This is a genomic window from Burkholderia sp. AU30280, from assembly GCF_020420125.1.
Taxonomy (GTDB): Bacteria; Pseudomonadota; Gammaproteobacteria; order Burkholderiales; family Burkholderiaceae; genus Burkholderia.
The window spans coordinates 439,091-457,759 of the sequence record NZ_JAIZRY010000002.1; the positions used below are offsets into that span (position 1 = coordinate 439,091).

Here is an 18,669-nt window from a genome sequence, read left to right on the forward strand (position 1 = left end):
AAGGCGCGTGCCATGTGCATGGAACGCAGTGCGATGCGCGTTCGTGGTGCGCGATGCATGAACAACGTGCGGCGCTCGCCGCGACGCCGCGCCGAAACGGTGCGTGGCGCGACCACGCTCAGGTTTGCCAGAGGCGCAGCGGTCGTGCGTCGACGCCGTGCACGACAGGCCGCAGATGCAGCCAGCAGTCGGTGAAGTAGCGTTGCAGCGCTTCCATCGAGGTCGACAGCGCGCGCACCAGCACGACGCCCGGCGTCACGCAGGTGGCGCCCGCGCGCAGCGTGGCGTCGAACGGCATCCGCGCGGCGAGCGATTCGGCGAGCGCGGCGTCGCACGCGGCGCCGGCGGCCCACAGCGTGCCGTATGCCGGAAAGCCGGCGAGACCCTGCAGCGCGCCGCGCAGCGGGTCGCGTGCATCGAGCAGCGCGCGTTCGGTCCATAGCAGCCGGCCGCCGGCGTCGACGAGCGCCGAAGTCGACGCGATGCGGCCCGTCGACCAGGTTTCGCCGGCCGCCTGCCGGCCGAGCTGCGACGCGTCCCAGCCGATCGCACTGGCGCCCGCACCGAGCTTGACCGTGAAGTCGAGCGACGCGTGCGCCGCGTCGAAGAACAGGTTGTTCTGCGGCAGCCAGTCGAGTTTCGCGTGTTCGCCGACCGTGATGCCGATGCGCTGTGTCGCGTCCAGCCCGTTCGACTTGTACCACTTGGTCGCGCCGGGCGTCGTCAGCACCGCATGCGTGCCGTCGCCGAGCGCGATGTCGATGTCGAGCCGGTCGCCGCCCGCGACGCCGCCCGGCGGGTGGACGATCACCGCATGGCAGATCGCGTCGCCTTCCGGGTACAGCGGCCGCTGCACGCGCAGCGGGCCGTCGTGCAGCCGGTGCGCGAGTGTCGTGCGCGCGCCGTGCCGCTCGAAGCCGAGTTCGAGGCGGCCGCGCCACGATTTGGCGACGGCGGGGCGGGACAGCGAGGCGTGGGAATCGGAGGCGGACATCGGCGGCGAGCGGGAAACGACGGAAACGGGCGCGAAGAACGTGGATGCTACCGGAACAATAATGCAGATGCCGCGTTCGTTGAAAGCGCCGCGTGCGGCCGCACCGCGAACCGGTCGCCCGTGCCCGCTGCCGTGCCGGGCGTCACACCGCGATCAACTCCCGCACGCCGTTCGTTTCCATGTCGCGCCCGTCTCCGCCCGCGACGATCTCGCCGCGGCTCATCACCCAGTAACGGTCCGCGATCGAGCGCGCGAAATCGTAATACTGCTCGACGAGCAGCACCGTCAGGTTCGATTCGTCGACGAGCTGGCGCAGCGTGCGGCCGATGTCCTGGATGATCGACGGCTGGATGCCCTCGGTCGGCTCGTCGAGGATCAGCAGCTGCGGCTCGCTCATCAGCGCGCGGCCGATCGCGAGCTGCTGCTGCTGGCCGCCCGACAGGTCGCCGCCGCGCCGCGCGCGCATGTCCTTGAGCACCGGGAACAGGTCGTAGATGCGGTCGGGCACCTTCGACGGCGCCTTGCGGCTCGCCGCGCCGACGAGCAGGTTTTCCTCGACGGTCAGACGCGGAAAGATGTCGCGGCCCTGCGGCACGTACGCGAGCCCGGCCGCGACGCGCGCATACGGCGGCAACGCGCCGAGCGCCGTGCCGCGCCACGACACGCTGCCGCTCTTCGCGGCGACGACGCCCATCACGCAGCGCAGCAGCGTGCTCTTGCCGACGCCGTTGCGGCCGAGCAGCACGGTGAGCTTGCCGTCGTCGGCGGCGAGGTTCACGTTGCGCAGGATATGGCTGCCGCCGTAGTACTGATTCAGTGCTTCGATCTTCAGCATCGCATCATCGTCCGAGATAAGACTCGATCACCGCGTCGTCGCGCTTGACCTGGTCGAGCGTGCCCTGCGCGAGCACCGCGCCTTCGGCCATCACCGTCACGCGGCCGGTGTCGCCCGCGAGCGCCGCGACGAATTCCATGTCGTGCTCGACGACCATCATCGAGCAGGTGCCGCGCAGCGTGTTCAGCAGCTCGGCGAGCTCCATCGTCTCGTGGTCGGTCATCCCGGCCGCCGGCTCGTCGAGCAGCAGCAGCGCGGGGCGCTGCATCAGCAGCATGCCGATCTCGAGCCGCTGCTTCTGCCCGTGCGACAGTTCGCCGGCCGCGCGGAATGCGTGGCTTTCGAGGCCGATCAGTACGAGCGTCTCCTCGATCTTCGCCTGCGCGGATCGGTCGAGCCGGGCCCGCAGCGACGCGAGCCAGCCCTTGTCGGTCTGCATCGCGAGCTCGAGGTTCTCCCACACCGGATGCTGCTCGAACACGGTCGGCTTCTGGAACTTGCGGCCGATGCCCGCGCGCGCGATCTCGGGCTCGTTCATCCGCGCGAGGTCGAGCGTCTGGCCGAGAAACACTTTGCCTGCGTCGGGGCGCGTCTTGCCGGTGATGACGTCCATCATCGTCGTCTTGCCGGCGCCGTTCGGGCCGATCACGCAGCGCAGCTCGCCTGCGTCGATCGCGAGCGACAGCTTCTTCAGCGCACGGAAGCCGTCGAAGCTCACCTCGATGTCCTCGAGGTAGAGGATCGTGCCGTGCGACGTGTCGATGCCGGGCGGCACCACGCGCCCCATCGATGCGGTGCCGCTGACGGCCAGCAGTTCGTCCTCGGGCGGCGGCGTGAATTGGTAGAGGGCCGTTCCGTTCATGCGCGTTTCCCCTTCGCGAGCACGGTTTCGACGAGGCCCATGATCCCGCGCGGCAGCAGCAGCGGCACGAGCACGAAGATCAGGCCGAGGAAGAACAGCCAGTATTCGGCGAAGTACGCGGTAAACAGGCTCTTCGCGCCGTTCACCGCGAACGCGCCGACGATCGGACCGATCAGCGTGCCGCGCCCGCCCACCGCGACCCAGATCGCCATCTCGATCGAGTTGCCCGGCGACATCTCGCCGGGGTTGATGATGCCGACCTGCGGCACATACAGCGCGCCCGCGATGCCGCACAGCACGGCCGACACGGTCCACACGAACAGCTTGTACGCGAGCGGGCTGTAGCCGAGGAACATCAGCCGCGTCTCACCGTCGCGCACCGCGGTGACAACACGCCCGAGCTTACTCGTGACGATCGCGCGCGCGGCGATGAACGCGAGCACCAGCGTCGCGAACGTCAGCAGCAACAGCACCGTGCGCGTGCCGGGCGACGTGATCGCGAAGCCCGCGATGCGCTTGAAGTCGGTGAAGCCGTTGTTGCCGCCGAAGCCCGTCTCGTTGCGATAGAACAGCAGCATCGCGGCGAACGTCATGGCCTGCGTGATGATCGACAGGTACACGCCCTTCACGCGCGAGCGGAACGTGAAGAAGCCGAACACCCAGGCGAGCACGGCCGGCACGAGCACGACCAGCAGCAGCGCCCATGCGAGATGCTGCGTGCCGCTCCAGTACCACGGCAACTGGTGCCAGTCGAGGAACACCATGAAGTCGGGCAGGTCGCTGCCGTACTTGCCGTCGCGGCCGATCTCGCGCATCAGGTACATGCCGATCGCATAGCCGCCGAGCGCGAAGAAGAGGCCATGGCCGAGGCTCAGGATCCCGCAGTAGCCCCACACGAGATCGAGCGCGAGCGCGGCGATCGCGTAGCACATCAGCTTGCCGGTGAGCGTCATCGCGTACGCGGACAGATGGAACGCGCTCGACTCGGGCGCGACGAGCGCGGCGAGCGGCACGCCGATGCCGATTGCGACACACAGCGCGATCAGCGCGAGCCACGCGCGCCGCGACAGCAGCGCGGGGCGGGGCGGCAAGCCGAGCGCGAAACCGTCGGCCGCGCGTGCGGCGGCAGCCGGCGTCGACGCATCAGCGGCCGGGTTCGACAACGAGTGGGTGAATGAAGTCACGTCAAGCCTCCGCGCTGCGGCCCTTCAGGGCGAACATGCCCTGAGGACGTTTCTGGATGAACAGCACGATCATCACGAGCACCGCGATCTTCGCGAGCACGGCGCCCCAGAACGGCTCGATCGCCTTGCTCGCGAGGCCGAGCCCGAAGCCGCCGAGCACGGTGCCGGCGATCTGGCCGACACCGCCGAGCACGACCGCCATGAACGAATCGATGATGTAGTTCTGGCCGAGGTCGGGGCCCACGTTGCCGATCTGCGACAGCGCGCAGCCGCCGAGGCCCGCGATGCCGGCGCCGAATGCGAACGCGTACATGTCGACGCGCGCGGTCTTCACGCCGACGCACGCGGCCATCCGGCGGTTCTGCGTGACGGCACGCACGAACAGGCCGAGCCGCGTCTTCGTCAGCACGGCCCACGCGACGAACACCACCGCGAGTGCGAACGCGAGGATCGCGAGCCGGTTGTACGGCAGGATCAGGTTCTGCATCACGGTCACGCCGCCGCTCATCCACGACGGGTTCACGACCTGCACGTTCTGCGCGCCGAACAGCATCCGCGTCGCCTGGATCAGGATCAGGCTCACGCCGAAGGTCGCGAGCAGTGTCTCGAGCGGGCGGCCGTACAGGTGTCGCAGCACGAGCCGTTCGAGCACGATGCCGACGAGCGCGGCCGCCGCGAACGACGCGGGCACCGCGACGAGCGGATACCAGTCGAACGCGCCGGGCGCGTAGCGCTGGATCAGCGTCTGCACGACATAGGTTGCGTACGCACCGATCATCAGGAATTCGCCGTGCGCCATGTTGATCACGCCGATCAGCCCGTACGTGATCGCGAGGCCGAGCGCGGCGAGCAGCAACACGCTGCCGAGCGACAGGCCGGCGAACAGGGTGCCGACGATCTCGCCGCGGCGCTGCAGCGTGTGCAGTGCATCGAGCCCTTGCTGCGCGGCGTCGCGTACGCGCGCGTCGGGCTCCGCATAGCTGCCGTCCGCGTTCTTCGCGACGAGCGGGCGGAGTTGTTCGATCATGTCGAGGTCGCGGCGCGCCGCCACCACCTGCACGGCTTCCAGGCGCTTCGCCGGATCGGCGTCGTGCAGCGCGGCGATCGCCCACAGGGCGTCGAGGCGGCGCTTCAGCGCGGGATCGGTTTCCTTTGCGCGCGCGCGATCGATCATCGGCTTGAGCGCCGGGTCGGGCGTCTTCAGCAGCGCGTCGATCGCGTCGCGCCGCGCGGCGACGTCGGGCGACGCGAGCGCGAGGCCCGACAGTGCGCCCGCGATCTTCGTGCGCAGCAGGTTGTTCAGCATCACCGGCTGCGCATCGCCGGCCGGCGTCGCGGCTTGCGTGAGCGCATCGTGCGCGGTGTCGCCGGTCTGGATCAGCAGGCGGCCGTCGCCGGTCGCGAGCGCGTCGCCGGTCGACAGCGCGTTGAGCAGCGCGACGGCGCGCGGATCGGAGTCGGCGGCGAGCCGTTCGATCGCGGCCGTCTTCGCGTCGAAATCGTCGCCGGCGAGCGCGGCGGTATCGGTAGCCGTCAGCGCGAACGCGGCGCGTGGCAGCCCGCCCGCGAGGGCGGCGCACGCGACGATTGCGACGGCGGCTCGGCGAAAGCGTGTAGGCATCGGGAAATCCTGTCGGGCGAGGGGAAGCGGATGCCGGCGGCGATGCGCGGGCGCGGGCGGTTCATCACGGCAAGCGCGACCGGTGCTTCGATATCGGCATCGGTGTGCGAGCGGCACGTCGCGCGTGAAGCGCGACGCGCCACCCTGCATCAGGCCAGCGCCGCGCGCTGCCGGCGCAGGAACGCCGGGATCGAGCTGACGACGTCCGGCTTGCCCTGGTTGCCCGCGATGTACGGGCTCCACGGCTGCGCACGCACCGCGGTCTTGGTTTTCCACACGACGTTGAACTGCCCGTCGCCGCGGATCTCGCCGATCATCACCGGCTTGTGCAGGTGATGATTGCCGTCCATCGTGAGCGTGAAGCCCGACGGCGCGGCGACGGTCTGGCCGATCATCGCGACGCGCACCTTGTCGACGTCGGTGCTCTTCGCCTTCTCGACGGCCTGCTTCCACATGTGGATACCGACATAGGTCGCTTCCATCGGGTCATTGGTTACGCGCTTCGCGCCGCCCGGCAGGTTGTTCGCCTTCACCCACGCGGCGAACTGGTCCTTGAACTTCGTGTTGGTCGGGTTCTTCACCGACATGAAGTAATTCCACGCGGCGAGGTGGCCGACGAGCGGCTTCGTGTCGATCCCGCGCAGCTCTTCCTCGCCGACCGAGAACGCGACGACCGGCACGTCGGTCGCCTTGATCCCCTGGTTGCCGAGCTCCTTGTAGAACGGCACGTTCGAGTCGCCGTTGATCGTCGAGATCACGGTCGTCTTGCCGCCTTGCGAGAAGGTCTTGATGTTCGCGACGATGGTCTGGTAGTCGCTGTGGCCGAACGGCGTGTAGACCTCCTGAATATCGGCGTCCTTCACGCCCTTCGATTTCAGGAACGCGCGCAGGATCTTGTTGGTCGTGCGCGGATACACGTAGTCCGTGCCGAGCAGGAAGAAGCGCTTCGCGCCGCCGCCTTCCGCGCTCATCAGGTACTCGACGGCCGGGATCGCCTGCTGGTTGGGTGCCGCGCCCGTGTAGAACACGTTGCGCGACATTTCCTCGCCTTCGTACTGCACCGGGTAGTAGAGGAGGCCGTTCAGTTCCTCGAACACCGGCAGCACCGACTTGCGCGACACCGACGTCCAGCAACCGAACACGCACGCGACCTTGTCCTGCGTGAGCAGCTGGCGCGCCTTCTCCGCGAACAGCGGCCAGTTCGACGCGGGATCGACCACCACCGGCTCGAGCTTGCGGCCCATCACGCCGCCGCTCTTGTTGATGTCGGCGATCGTCATCAGCGCGGTGTCCTTCAGCGACGTCTCCGAGATCGCCATCGTGCCCGACAGCGAATGCAGGATGCCGACCTTGATCGGGCCGGTGCCGGCATCGGCCGCGTGTACGAACGGGCTCTTGCCCGCGAGCGCGAGTGCGCCGGCCATCGAACCGAACTTCAACAGACTGCGACGTTTCATCGGGTTCCCCTTGACGTGTTGGATATGCGTGCGCCGTGAAGGCGTCGGCCAAGGAGTAACGCAAGGCATGTGCCAGTCGTGCGGATGCACGTCCGGCGTGCCTGCGCGGGGCGGTACGTGGCGTCGGGACGGTGCGCATGACGCGTCGTGCAGCATGCCCGGTCCGTCGCGGTGCAGGTTCGCGGGCGTAAATGGTGCACGGTCTGGGTTCCCCGTTCCGGTGCCTGCGCCTGCACGTCGTGCGGGAACGGCCGTGCACCATGACTTCGCGCCACGAGCGACGATGCCGAAGCAAACCGGAGCGGGAAAGAGAAACGGGCGCGCCATGCGCGCCCGTTCGGCGGATCAGTGTGACCGTCGGCAGGGTGCCGGCCGGTGCGGCGGCGCGTGATGCGCCGCCGGCGGGATCAGTAACTCAGTAACGCGGCACGGACGGATCGACGTCGCGCGACCACGCGTCGATCCCGCCTTGCAGGTTGTACAGCTTCGTGAAGCCGCGCGATTCGAGGAACATGGCGACCTGCGCGCTGCGCATCCCGTGATGGCACACGCAGACGATTTCCGCTTCGTCGTCGAGCTCTTCGCTGCGCGCGGGAATCTGCTGCATCGGGATCGACATGCTGCCGGCGATGTGCGCGGTCGCGATTTCCCACGGTTCGCGCACGTCGAGCACGACCGGCGCGGGGCGCGCCTTGTCGCCGAGCCATTCCGCGAGCATCGCGGCCGTCAGGATCTGCATGGTGGCTCCGTCGCTCAGAACTTGAAGCGCGACGGCTCGATCGCGTTGACGAGGTGGTCGATGTACGTTTCGAACACGTCCGCGACGCGGTACTGCTTGTCGTCGATGCGCGTGATGATCTGCGCCTTCATCACCGGACGGCCGCCGACGAATGCCGCGAGGCGGCCGCCGACCTTCAGTTGTTCGAGCATTTCCTGCGGCACGGCGGGCAGGCCGCCCGCGACGCAGATCACGTCGTACGGCGCCTTGCCGGCCCAGCCGCGCGAACCGTCGCCGAGCACGACTTCCGCGTTGGTCACGCCGTCGTTGCGCAGGTTGTCTTCCGCGAATTTCGCGTTGGTCGGATCGATCTCGACGGCCGTCACGTGCTGCGCGCGGTGCGCGAACAGCGCAGCCAGGTAGCCCGAGCCGGCGCCGATGATGAGCACGTTCTCGTGCTTCTTGACCGTCAGCTCCTGCAGCACGCGCGCTTCGACGCGCGGGAACAGCATCTTGCTGCCGCCCGGCAGCGGGAGTTCGAGGTCGGCGAACGCGAGATCGCGGTATTCGGCCGGCACATAGTTTTCACGCTTGACGATCGACAGCAGGCCCAGGACGTCGAGATCCAGCACGTCCCACGGCCGGATCTGTTGTTCGATCATGTTGAAACGCGCGTTTTCGATATTCATGGTGTGGTCACGCAGCCAGGTCGGCCATCAGCGGGGATAGAGAAACTTCGTGATTGTACCAAACGGGGCGGCCGGGGAGCCTTCGGGCGGCCTGCAACAGACCTTTACCCCTTGCTCTTCTTGATCTGCGCCTCGAACGCGAGGTCGAGCTTGCTCGCCTTGCGCGGCTTTTGGGGGCCGAATTGGTCGACGAACTTGACGAACTCGTCGAGCGGCAGCGGCTCGCAGCGCTTCTCGGAGGCGCCGCCGGAGCGGTCGACGAGATAGAACAGGCCGCCCGCCGTCGCGACGGCCGCGAATTGCGGGTTGCCGGAGCGGGTCTTCAGGCGTTCGACCGCGTGGGTCGCTTTGGTGGTGCGCATCGTGCGGATTCTGGCGGGGCGTAAGCCCCATACTGTATCAAACCGGCCGCCCGCGTGCGGCCGGCCGGGGCCGTCGAATTCAGACCGTGCGCGAATAGCGCTGCTGCGTCTGCGCCTGGCCGAGATACGCGTCGAATGCCATCGCGATGTTGCGTACGACCATCCGGCCGGCCGGATGGATCGTCAGGCGGTCGGCCGCGATCGTCAGCAGCCCGTCGCGCTCGAACGGGCGCAGTGCGTCGAGTTCGCGCGCGAAATGATCGGCGAAGCGGATGCCGTGCGCGGCCTCGACGTGCGAGAACGGCAGGTCGAGGTTGCACATCAGTTGCGTGATCACGTCGCGGCGCAGCCGGTCGTCGGGCGTGAGCCGTACGCCGCGCGCGATCGGCAGCCGGCCCGCGTCGAGCGCGGCGCCGTACGCGGGCAGGTCTTTCGCGTTCTGCGCGTAGACGTCGCCGACCTTGCCGATCGACGACACGCCGAACCCGACGAGGTCGGTATCCGCACGCGTGCTGTAGCCCTGGAAATTGCGCTGCAGCGTGCCGTTGCGCTGCGCGCGCACGAGCTCGTCGGACGGCCGCGCGAAGTGGTCCATCCCGATGTACACGTAGCCGGCCGACGTCAGCATGTCGATCGCGAGGCCGAGCAGCGCGATGCGCGTTTCCGGCGGCGGCAGCGTCGCGTCGTCGATCTGACGCTGCATCTTGAACAGGTGCGGCATGTGCGCGTAGCCGAACACCGACAGGCGGTCGGGCGCGAGTTCGATGATCGTTTCCAGCGTGCGTGCGAACACGGAGACGGTCTGGTGCGGTAGCCCGTAGATCAGGTCGACGCTCACCGAATGAAAGCCCGTCGTGCGCGCGGTGGAGAGCAGGTCGGCCGTCATCGCGAGCGGCTGGATGCGGTTGATCGCCTGCTGCACGACCGGATCGAAATCCTGCACGCCGAGGCTCAGCCGGTTGAAGCCGATGTTGCGCAGGTGGACGAGCGTCGCGGGCGTGACCGTGCGCGGGTCGATTTCGATCGAGAATTCGGCGTCGGCGTCCGGCGCGAGCGCGAAGTGCTCACGGGTGGCCGCCATCAGCTCGGCCGTTTCGTCGTCCGACAGGAAGGTCGGCGTGCCGCCGCCCCAGTGCAGTTGCGTGACCGGGCGCGCGGGATCGAACAGCGCGGCCTGCAGCGCCATCTCGCGCTTGAGCTGGTCGAGATACGGGCGCGCACGGCGGCGGTTGTTGGTCGCGATCTTGTTGCAGCCGCAGTAGAAGCACGCGGTGTTGCAGAACGGGATGTGGAAGTACAGCGACAGCTCGCTCGACGACGCGCCGGGGTCGCTGGCCGCGCGGACATAGTCGGCTGGGTCGAAATCGTCGCGGAACTGCAGCGCGGTGGGGTACGACGTATAGCGCGGCCCGTTCGCGCCGTACTTCGCGAGCAAATCGGGACGGAACATTGTGTCGGCAGAACCGGAACGCATGGTGGTCTCGCGCTTTTTAGATGCTTTCGAGTATATAAACGCGCGATTGGACTGCATTGTGTAATAACGTCGCAGCCGGCGATGGCACAATGCGGGGTGGGGCTGCCGGCACCGCGTCCGGTTGCCGCACCGTTTTTTGTTGTTCGTTCGAGAGAGCCGAGTGTCCGTCGAAATGCCTGTCCGCCCGGCGCCTGCCGATGTCCCGCCGCCGCATGCGTGTCGCGAGGGCTGCGGCGCGTGCTGCATCGCGCCGTCGATTTCCAGCCCGATACCGGGCATGCCCGACGGCAAGCCGGCCGGCGTGCGCTGCGTGCAGCTCGGCGACGACCTGCGCTGCCGGATCTTCGGCCGCCCCGAGCGGCCCGCGTGCTGTTCCGGGTTGCAGCCGGCAGCGGACATGTGCGGCGCGTCGCGCGACGACGCGCTCGCGTGGCTTACGCGTCTCGAGGCCGCGACGCGGCCGTCGCAACCAGGAGAGTGTCCAGCATGACCGTACCTTGCGCGCCCGGCCGGCGCCGTTTTCTCGCCGCAACCGTCGGTGCCATCGGCGTGACGCTCTCGCTCGCCGCGTGCGCGTCGACGTTCCCGTTCATCCCCGATCACTACACGTTCTCGCGCGGCGACGTGCAGAAAGCCGTCGCGCGCAAGTTCCCGTACCAGAAGACGGTCGCGCAGGTTGTCGACGTGTCGCTCGCGAACCCGGCCGTCAACCTGCTGCCCGACCAGAACCGCGTGGCCGTGCAGCTCGACGCGCATTTCGCGAGCCCGTTCCTGCGTGCGCCCGTCAGCGGCAAGTTCACGGTGTCGGGCCAGCTGGCTTACGACGCGCCGAGCCGCTCGGTCGTGCTGAAGTCGCCGGCCGTCGACAGCCTCGCGCTCGACGGCGACGCGCAGATGTACGCGCAACAGGTCGGCGCGGCCGCCGGCCTGCTCGCGACGCAGTTGCTGACCAACTATCCGATCTACACGTTCAAGCCCGAGCAACTGCAATTTGCCGGGGTGAACTACGAACCCGGTACAATTACGATTCTTACAAACGGCATACGCGTGGCGATCGTCGAAAAATGACGACGAACCGCGCTCGGCCGTAGGGGGTCGCGCGCGAGTGAGTGGCCCATTCATTCGACCATTTCGGAGTTGGGCCACGGATGGACTGGATCCTGATCTGCAAGGCTTTGATCCTCGGCGTCGTCGAGGGGCTGACGGAATTCCTGCCGGTGTCGAGCACCGGCCACCTGATCGTCGCGGGCAGTTTCCTGAATTTCAACGATTCACACGCGAAGACGTTCGACGTCGTGATCCAGTTCGGTGCGATCCTCGCGGTCTGCTGGGAATACCGGCAGCGGATCGCGTCCATCGTGTCCGGGCTGCCGAGCCGGCCCGACGCGCGGCGCTTCACGCTGAACGTCGTGATCGCAACGATTCCCGCGATCGCGCTCGGCCTCCTGTTCGAGAAGAAGATCAAGGCCGTGCTGTTCTCGCCGGTGCCTGTCGCGTTCGCGCTCGTCGTGGGCGGCGCGATCATCCTGTGGGCCGAGGCGCGGCAGCGCGAGCGCAGCGAACCGCCGCGCGTGGTGTCGGTCGATGCGCTGACGCCGCTCGATGCGTTGAAGGTCGGCATCGCGCAGTGTTTTGCGCTGATTCCCGGCATGTCGCGCTCGGGTTCGACGATCATCGGCGGGATGCTGTTCGGCCTCGACCGGCGCGTCGCCACCGAATTCTCGTTCTTCCTCGCGATCCCGATCATCTTCGGCGCAACGCTCTATGAAACCGTCAAGGACTGGCAGGCGTTCACCGTCGATTCGCTCGGCCTGTTCGCGCTTGGCCTCGTCGCGGCGTTCGTCAGCGCGTTCGTGTGCGTGCGCTGGTTGCTGCGCTATGTCGCGACGCACGATTTCACGGTGTTCGCGTGGTACCGGATCGGGTTCGGGCTTTTCGTGCTGCTGGTCGGGTACAGCGGCTGGCTGAACTGGGCGTGACGCGGGCGCCGGTGTCCGGCGCGCTTTCATAAGCAAACGGCCCGATCGGCAGATGCCGGTCGGGCCGTTTTGTCTTTCGGAGCGGTGCGACGTGCGCCGCCTCGGCGGAAGGGCTCAGCCTGCGCGCTTGCGGAACACCAGGTCCCACACGCCGTGGCCGAGCCGCAGCCCGCGCCGTTCGAACTTCGTCACCGGGCGGTAGTCGGGGCGCGGCGCATAGTCGGCGGCCGTGTTTTCGAGCGTCGGCTCCGCGCCGAGCACTTCGAGCATCTGTTCCGCGTAGTTCTGCCAGTCGGTCGCACAGTGGAAGTACGCGCCGGGTTTCAGGCGCGACGCGAGATGCGCGACGAGCGGCGGCTGGATCAGGCGGCGCTTGTGGTGGCGCGCCTTGTGCCACGGATCGGGGAAGAAGATGTGCACGCCGTCGAGGCTTTCCGGCGCGAGCATGTGCTCGAGCACTTCGACCGCGTCGTGCTGGATGATGCGGATGTTCGTCAGATCCTGCTCGCCGATCAGCTTCAGCAGCGCGCCGACGCCCGGCTCATGCACCTCGACGCCGAGGAAGTCGTCGCCCGGGCGGTTCGCGGCGATTTCCGCGGTCGATGCGCCCATCCCGAAGCCGATCTCGAGGATGCGCGGCGCGCTGCGGCCGAACACCGCGTTCCAGTCGGGCAACGCCGGCGAGTACGGCACCACGAAGCGCGGGCCGAGTTCGTCGAGCGCGCGGCGCTGGCCGGTCGACACGCGGCCGGCGCGCGTCACGAAGCTGCGGATGCGGCGGTGGTGCAGCGGATTGACTGCGTCGGTGCCTTCGGCGGCTTCGTCGGGAATGGCGTCGTCGTGCGGCGGCAGGCCGGCTTCGTTCGGATCGTCGTGCATCATCGGTGACAGAGAAAAGCTTTGTTGCGGGCGAGGGCCCGTTGCGCGCGGCAGTGCGCCGGGGGAACCGGCATATGGTACAAAAAAGCCGCCTTCGACGAGGCGGCTCATGCGCAGGCTGCGATGCAGCCGGAAAGTGGAGCGGGCGATGGGAATCGAACCCACGTCATCAGCTTGGGAAGCTGAGGTAATGGCCATTATACGACGCCCGCAGAACGCGCAATTCTACAGGGGTTGGGGCGGGGATGGCAAGCGGGAGGTTTCGGGCGGTGGCAGCGAGACTGGCATGGCTTGATGCTGGAGCGGTGGTGTCGCTGGCAGTGCCGGGTTTGCGGGATCGACCATCCACGCCGAGGGCACCCGCTTCGGCGCGCTGTAATCGGAGCGGAATTTCAACGGCCCAACGGATGGGTCGAATACGCGTCTCGAGCGATTCGCTTTCGAACGCCTGATTCGATATATGGCTGGCCTCGGCGGATGACATTCTCATGACTTGTCGACCCCGCTACGATTTCGGCGATATAACCGGGGAGCCGTTCCATTGAGAGCGCGAGCCACCGTGGGCTTGCAACAAATAAGAAGATGGATAACGCATGAACATGACTGAATGAGCTCAGGCAATTCGCGGTGGCCTGATCCAACAAGATCGCTTGCTCAAGACAGACATTCCGCCGCTGCCGGACAATGCGCTCATACCGTGCCGGGCCGTGACCTATTCCGAGTTCGGTCGCGACTTCAGCGTCACGCTCGACATGGTATCCACGGCAGGCAATATCGAACCCAAGACGTTGATCGCTCAAACGATGACGCTGTGGATTCAGCCGGCGAGCAAGTCTTATCTGCCAGTCAACGGATATATCCATACGGCGCTCATGCTGGCCGAGCGCAAGCGACCGGCCAAGATCAGACACGAAGGTTACGCGCGGAGAGCGCTACCCGATGGCGGCAAACAATCGACGGACGAACAGGTTCCATGATGTTGAATATTTTGACCATGACCCCCGAGCAGGAACAGGATGCGCGAGCAAAGGCGTTTTATCTGCTCAAGAAATGGACGAGTTTCACGTTCCTGGAATACGCCGTTGGACTCTATCGGGACTTTCTCGGTGCGTACGCAAAACAACTGGACACACCGAGCCCAAATCAGGTGGAGCTCGAGGAAGCCTACTCACATGATTTCTCGGGGGCACTGGTGCGCATGGATCTGGGCATCGATGCATTGCGCCGAGGTCTTGACAAACGAGCAGCATACGACGCGTTGGTTACAGGAAGCCGGCAAGGTGGTGACCTGTTGTTTGGACGGAGTGCGCTTGAAATAGGTCGTAAATACGATCCGTTTTTTCATTCACTGGGACTGAAGGACACCAACTTTTCGGATCCGGTGTACGCCACCGGGTTCGCGGAGGGCGTGTGGATCGAGAGATTGATTTGCTACGCGCTCAAGTGCACGGTCGGATTCGATTTTTCCGAATACCTCACCTATGGCAAGCGTGCCGACGGCGGCACTCGCGTGTTCACGCATTGGACGTATGAATCGTTGTTCCAGGATCCGTTATTTCCTGCCTGGCGATATTGGCCGCCCGGTCGCAGCTATCCCGCAGAGCTTCCTCCCTGTCCGCCGAAGAACGAATCCGCAAGCGGCGAGATTGACAGCGATCAGGAGATTCCTGTCGAGGGTATCTGGGAGCCGTGGTTTCCGGCCGGCAAGGTGGGCTGTCCGAGTTACTTCCTCAAAGGCAGTATTGCCCACAAGTACCTGTTGGAAGGTACCAACGACGAACATGTGGTGCGCTGGCGGCTTCTATGGGAAGACAAGCGCTACCGAGATGGCAGCATTCCGGCGGAGGAGGGAGCTTACCTCCCCAAGCCCGTCGCGTAACCGAGGCTACGGGTGCTGCCCGGAGAGCCTTGTCCGCGCACCGGTTTCCGTTGTTCATGAGGGGACAAGTCGTGTCGATCCCATCCGTGACCTCGGGCGGCTTGCGGAGGTCGAGATGGAGCCAGTTGCAGGGATGTGGAACGCTCGAACCGAGGGTTGCCTGGCCGTTGTGGGATGGCCTGTATCGCGGGGATAGTCGTCGCATGGACGGCATCACATGCCCCAACGATTTCCCACCGCTGACCATTGATCAGATTCGCGATCTGGCTACGGCAGTTCGCGAAGATTTCGGCGGCAGGTCAGGGGATGCGGATAAAAACGCGGTTAGTCAACGCAATTTTCCCGATTGGTTGAATCCGCAAACCAGGGGCCATTCCACCCGAGCCAGAGGGAAGCGCGCTTGGAGACGAGTCGGTGTCGAAAATAGACGAGTCGGTGTCGGAAGCATACAAGCCCCAGCACCGCTTCCGAACTAACGTGACGGATCACTTACCCGATCGTTTGGAGCTGACATGTCCGATTTCATCACCGTTTTGCGCGAAACCTGCCCGACGCCGGTCCTGGATGCGACCAAGTGGAAGCGCATCGGCGGCGATCCGCACACCGTGAACCTCAACGCCTACGTCTCGAAGGACGGCAGCAAGATCATGGGCACCTGGATCTGCACACCGGGCAAGTTCGAGGTGAACTACGAGAAATGGGAGTACTGCCATTTCCTCGACGGCTACTGCATCATCACGCCGGAAGGCGAGGATGCGGTGCACCTGAAGGCCGGCGACGTATTCGTGATCGAGCCCGGCATGAAAGGGACATGGGAAGTGGTGGAAACGGTGCGCAAGTACTTCGTTTTTGCCTGAGCGGGTTGATCGGTTCGGCCTGCGCAAAAGGCGCCGGTCGTTCCGGCGCATTGAACCGCACCCTTCGGCCGATACCAACGAATAGGGATTGCTGTCGGGATGACCCGCGAGGAATTTCGGCTCAATAGCACTCGTTCCGGTTCGGAAGCAACGCGTCGAGCGCGGTCGCATGCTCGGCCGGTCGGCCATCCCGCCGCTCGCGCCCTCGATCGACAGCATCGTGACGCGGCGTTGCTTGGGGCCTGTCGTCAGGCCCGTCTCGCGACCATTCAGGCTCCAGTGCCGGGCGTGCTGTTCGACGAACCGCGCGTCGCAGGCAGCGATCGCATCCGTACGCCGATACGATGCGGCGCGATTCGGACGCTGCCGGTCGGATGGCAGGACGGTCGCGAGCCTGCGTGACTTCGCGCATGCGCCTATGATGCAGCGATTCGGCAGTCGCGCCGGCCGCCATGCGAGCATGACCCGCGCACACCGAACGTTTCCCGGAACCCCGCCCATGCGCATCACCGCGATCCACGAACAAGCGATTCCCGTGTCCCGCTATGCCGATCCGGCGATCCCGTCCGGCGGGCTGACGACGAGTGTCGTCGCGGTCGTCACCGACGTCGTGCGCGATGGCCGCCCGGTGACGGGCTATGGCTACGCGTCGATCGGCCGTTTCGCGCAGGGCGGCCTGATCCGCGAACGGTTCGCGCCGCGCCTGCTGGCCGCCGCCGACACGCTCGCCGACGAAGCCGGCACGAACCTCGATCCGTTTCGCGCATGGCGCGCGATGATGGCCGGCGAGAAGCCTGGCGGACATGGCGAACGATGCGTCGCGGTTGGCACGCTCGACATGGCGATCTGGGATGCCGCCGCGAAAATCGCCGACCTGCCGCTCCATCGCTTTCTCGCCGAGCGGCTTGAACGCACGGCCGCACCACGCGTGCGCGTGTACGCGGGCGGCGGCTACAGCTATCCGCATGACGACCTCGCGCGTCTGTCGGACGAGATACGCCGCATCGCCGATCTGGGCTACACGCACGCGAAGATCAAGATCGGAGGCGCGGATCCTGATCAGGACCGCAGGCGCATCGAAGCGGCTGCCACGCAACTGGCTGGCAGTTCGCATCTCGCGGTCGACGCGATGAACACGTACGATGCGACGACCGTCGAAGCTGCCGCCGCGATGCTCGCGCCGTTCGATCTCTGGTGGTTCGAGGACATTTGCGATCCGCTCGACCTGCCGCTCCAGGCGGATCTCGCCACGCGCTACGCAGCGCCGATCGCGGCCGGCGAAGCGCTGTTCTCGCTCGCGGAAGCCAAGCTGCTCGAACGCTTCGGCGGCCTGCGTCCCGAGCGCGACGTGCTCGTGTTCGATCCGGTACATTGCTACGGGCTGCCGGGCTATCTGCAGATCGTGGATCACTTCGCATCGCGCGGCTGGCGGCGCGACGCATTCTGGCCGCACGGCGGCCACCTGTTCTCGCTGCACGTCGTCGCGGCGCTCGGGCTCGGCGGCGCGGAAGTCAGTCCGTTCGCGTTTCATCCATTCAGCGGACTGGCCGATGGCGCAAGCGTCGACGCCGGATACACACGGGTACCGCAGGCACCGGGCATCGGCTTCGAACTGCATGCCGGCGCAAACGACCTGTTTCGCAGGTTATCGAGCCGCTGATGCCTGAAGCGCGTCGATCGCGAAACGCACCGCGAAGCCGAGCATCATCGCCGCGACGAAGAAATCGAGCACGCGCCATGCGAGCGTACGGGTGAACCACGCACGGCACGCGCGTGCGCCATAGGCGAGCATCAGGAACCACACGAGCGAAGCCGCCATCGCACCGAACGCAAACGGTGCCCGTGCGGCCGGCGTGTGACTCACGATCATCGTGCCGAGCAGCAGCACGGTGTCGATCCACGCATACGGGTTGAGCAACGAGACGGCGGCGGTTGCGAGCACCGTGCGCAAGAGCGTGTGTTCATTACCCGAGTGTGGGGCATCGACGTGCCCGGGTTGTGGCCGCCAGATCGCCGAGCGCAGCGCGACCAGGCCATAGCGGGCGAGATACGCGATGCCGGCCCACAGCGCGGCCGACACCGCGCCGGGATGTCGCGACAGCAGCGATGACAACCCATGTGCGCCGAGCGCGATCAGCAACGCGTCGCTGCCTGCGCAGACGAGGGCAATGGAAAGCAGATGGGGGCTCGAGAACGAGCGCTTGATGACGAACGCGTCCTTGGGGCCGACCGACGTGAACAGTCCGGCGCCAAGCAGCAGGCCTTCGACGAAGGCAGAGGTGTCGAGCACGAGCGGGCCGACAACCTCTTAAGCTGAACCGGTGATGGTTACGATGCGAGCAACGTTAAGGGGCGCCGGGGGAGGTTGTCAATGCCCCCGGTGCCCGCGTGCCGGCAACCGGCGGTGATCGCGGTCAGCGCGTCGCCGCTTCGCCGAGGTTGAGCGCGACGAGCGCGCAAACGGTCAGCGCGATGCCGGCGAGCTTCAGCGACGACACCGATTCATCGAAGCAGACGATACCGATCACGGCCGTGGCCGCGGTGCTGGCGGCGGCCCAGCTCGCGTACGCGAGTCCCATTTCGAGCCGCTTCGTCGCGAGTGCCATCAGCCAGACCGCGCATGCGTAACAGACGATAGTGAGCGCGGAGGGGAGCGGGCGGGAAAAGCCGGCCGAATATTTCAGGCCGACGGAGCCAAGTACTTCGGCGAGGACACTGGCGCCCAGCAGAAGCCAGGCAGACTGGAACGGGGACACGAACGGCCTCCTTCCCCCGACGCTTATACCGAGCGGCGAGGAGGAGTGGAGGTGTCAGCGGTACCCAGGATGAACGGAGCTTAGTACGCGCGGCTTCGCAGCACAAGGCACAACGCACGCGGC

Annotated in this window: 19 protein-coding genes, 1 tRNA gene and 1 pseudogene; 7 read left to right on the forward strand and 14 right to left on the reverse strand. The window is 66.5% G+C overall.

Annotated elements, in window-relative coordinates:
- Nucleotides 1–118 precede the first annotated feature (118 nt).
- The 10 genes from LGN17_RS06045 to hemN all read right to left on the reverse strand — a co-directional run bounded on the left by LGN17_RS06045 (nucleotide 119) and on the right by hemN (nucleotide 10,196).
- Entirely contained in the window at nucleotides 119–994 is an 876-nt protein-coding gene (locus LGN17_RS06045; protein WP_226195542.1) for an urease accessory protein UreD, read from the reverse strand.
- A gap of 142 nt (nucleotides 995–1,136) precedes the next feature.
- Nucleotides 1,137–1,829: an urea ABC transporter ATP-binding subunit UrtE gene (urtE, locus tag LGN17_RS06050; RefSeq protein ID WP_226195543.1), complete on the reverse strand. Its 693-nt coding sequence runs from the start codon at nucleotides 1,827–1,829 to the stop codon at nucleotides 1,137–1,139.
- A gap of 4 nt (nucleotides 1,830–1,833) precedes the next feature.
- The gene (gene urtD / locus LGN17_RS06055; protein WP_226195544.1) at nucleotides 1,834–2,691 is read right to left on the reverse strand and encodes an urea ABC transporter ATP-binding protein UrtD; all 858 of its coding nucleotides are present in this window, start codon (nucleotides 2,689–2,691) and stop codon (nucleotides 1,834–1,836) included.
- Nucleotides 2,688–3,875 carry an urea ABC transporter permease subunit UrtC gene (gene urtC / locus LGN17_RS06060; RefSeq protein ID WP_226195545.1) on the reverse strand — a complete coding sequence of 396 codons (1,188 nt, stop codon included), beginning with the start codon at nucleotides 3,873–3,875 and terminating at the stop codon, nucleotides 2,688–2,690. Before urtC ends, urtD begins: the two co-directional genes overlap by 4 nt.
- A gap of 1 nt (nucleotide 3,876) precedes the next feature.
- Nucleotides 3,877–5,496 (reverse strand): urea ABC transporter permease subunit UrtB, encoded by a 1,620-nt coding sequence (gene urtB / locus LGN17_RS06065; RefSeq protein WP_226195546.1) that lies wholly within the window; start codon nucleotides 5,494–5,496, stop codon nucleotides 3,877–3,879.
- A gap of 149 nt (nucleotides 5,497–5,645) precedes the next feature.
- The gene (gene urtA / locus LGN17_RS06070; protein ID WP_226195547.1) at nucleotides 5,646–6,953 is read right to left on the reverse strand and encodes an urea ABC transporter substrate-binding protein; all 1,308 of its coding nucleotides are present in this window, start codon (nucleotides 6,951–6,953) and stop codon (nucleotides 5,646–5,648) included.
- A gap of 415 nt (nucleotides 6,954–7,368) precedes the next feature.
- Nucleotides 7,369–7,692, reverse strand: a complete 324-nt coding sequence (locus LGN17_RS06075) for a rhodanese-like domain-containing protein (protein WP_226195548.1) — start codon at nucleotides 7,690–7,692, stop codon at nucleotides 7,369–7,371.
- A 14-nt stretch (nucleotides 7,693–7,706) separates the two neighbouring features.
- Entirely contained in the window at nucleotides 7,707–8,360 is a 654-nt protein-coding gene (locus tag LGN17_RS06080; protein ID WP_226195549.1) for a protein-L-isoaspartate O-methyltransferase family protein, read from the reverse strand.
- A 104-nt stretch (nucleotides 8,361–8,464) separates the two neighbouring features.
- Nucleotides 8,465–8,722, reverse strand: coding sequence for a hypothetical protein (locus LGN17_RS06085; RefSeq protein WP_175951565.1), 258 nt, complete (start codon nucleotides 8,720–8,722; stop codon nucleotides 8,465–8,467).
- Between the two features lie 79 nt (nucleotides 8,723–8,801).
- The gene (gene hemN / locus LGN17_RS06090) at nucleotides 8,802–10,196 is read right to left on the reverse strand and encodes an oxygen-independent coproporphyrinogen III oxidase (protein ID WP_226195550.1); all 1,395 of its coding nucleotides are present in this window, start codon (nucleotides 10,194–10,196) and stop codon (nucleotides 8,802–8,804) included.
- Between the two features lie 172 nt (nucleotides 10,197–10,368).
- On the opposite strand from hemN, the gene LGN17_RS06095 reads away from it, so the two are divergent.
- The 3 genes from LGN17_RS06095 (at nucleotide 10,369) to LGN17_RS06105 (ending at nucleotide 12,175) form a co-directional block, all read left to right on the forward strand.
- Nucleotides 10,369–10,686: a YkgJ family cysteine cluster protein gene (locus LGN17_RS06095; RefSeq protein WP_175951826.1), complete on the forward strand. Its 318-nt coding sequence runs from the start codon at nucleotides 10,369–10,371 to the stop codon at nucleotides 10,684–10,686.
- Nucleotides 10,683–11,264: a DUF1439 domain-containing protein gene (locus LGN17_RS06100; protein WP_175951567.1), complete on the forward strand. Its 582-nt coding sequence runs from the start codon at nucleotides 10,683–10,685 to the stop codon at nucleotides 11,262–11,264. The genes LGN17_RS06095 and LGN17_RS06100 overlap by 4 nt, the downstream gene beginning before the upstream one ends.
- Before the next feature lie 80 nt (nucleotides 11,265–11,344).
- Nucleotides 11,345–12,175 (forward strand): undecaprenyl-diphosphate phosphatase, encoded by an 831-nt coding sequence (locus LGN17_RS06105; RefSeq protein ID WP_175951568.1) that lies wholly within the window; start codon nucleotides 11,345–11,347, stop codon nucleotides 12,173–12,175.
- Nucleotides 12,176–12,289: 114 nt separating this feature from the next.
- On the opposite strand, the gene trmB is transcribed toward LGN17_RS06105, so the two are convergent.
- Nucleotides 12,290–13,057, reverse strand: a complete 768-nt coding sequence (gene trmB / locus LGN17_RS06110) for a tRNA (guanosine(46)-N7)-methyltransferase TrmB (protein ID WP_226195551.1) — start codon at nucleotides 13,055–13,057, stop codon at nucleotides 12,290–12,292.
- Nucleotides 13,058–13,191: 134 nt separating this feature from the next.
- Nucleotides 13,192–13,266 (reverse strand) — tRNA-Gly (locus LGN17_RS06115).
- A 408-nt stretch (nucleotides 13,267–13,674) separates the two neighbouring features.
- Between LGN17_RS06115 and LGN17_RS06120 the strand changes: the two are divergent.
- The 4 genes and pseudogenes from LGN17_RS06120 to LGN17_RS06135 all read left to right on the forward strand — a co-directional run.
- A pseudogene (locus tag LGN17_RS06120) lies at nucleotides 13,675–13,932 on the forward strand (contractile injection system protein, VgrG/Pvc8 family); the annotation flags it as partial.
- 95 nt (nucleotides 13,933–14,027) lie between these two features.
- A complete protein-coding gene (locus LGN17_RS06125; RefSeq protein WP_226195552.1) occupies nucleotides 14,028–14,933 on the forward strand; it encodes an Imm72 family immunity protein in 906 nt (301 codons plus the stop codon).
- A gap of 512 nt (nucleotides 14,934–15,445) precedes the next feature.
- Nucleotides 15,446–15,790 (forward strand): cupin domain-containing protein, encoded by a 345-nt coding sequence (locus LGN17_RS06130; protein WP_226195553.1) that lies wholly within the window; start codon nucleotides 15,446–15,448, stop codon nucleotides 15,788–15,790.
- Between the two features lie 499 nt (nucleotides 15,791–16,289).
- Nucleotides 16,290–17,450 carry an enolase C-terminal domain-like protein gene (locus LGN17_RS06135; protein WP_226195554.1) on the forward strand — a complete coding sequence of 387 codons (1,161 nt, stop codon included), beginning with the start codon at nucleotides 16,290–16,292 and terminating at the stop codon, nucleotides 17,448–17,450.
- Here the strand turns inward: LGN17_RS06135 and LGN17_RS06140 are convergent.
- Nucleotides 17,436–18,080, reverse strand: a complete 645-nt coding sequence (locus LGN17_RS06140) for a LysE/ArgO family amino acid transporter (protein ID WP_226195555.1) — start codon at nucleotides 18,078–18,080, stop codon at nucleotides 17,436–17,438. The genes LGN17_RS06135 and LGN17_RS06140 overlap by 15 nt on opposite strands.
- A 124-nt stretch (nucleotides 18,081–18,204) precedes the next feature.
- The gene (locus LGN17_RS06145) at nucleotides 18,205–18,546 is read right to left on the reverse strand and encodes a DMT family transporter (protein WP_226195556.1); all 342 of its coding nucleotides are present in this window, start codon (nucleotides 18,544–18,546) and stop codon (nucleotides 18,205–18,207) included.
- Nucleotides 18,547–18,669 lie beyond the last annotated feature (123 nt).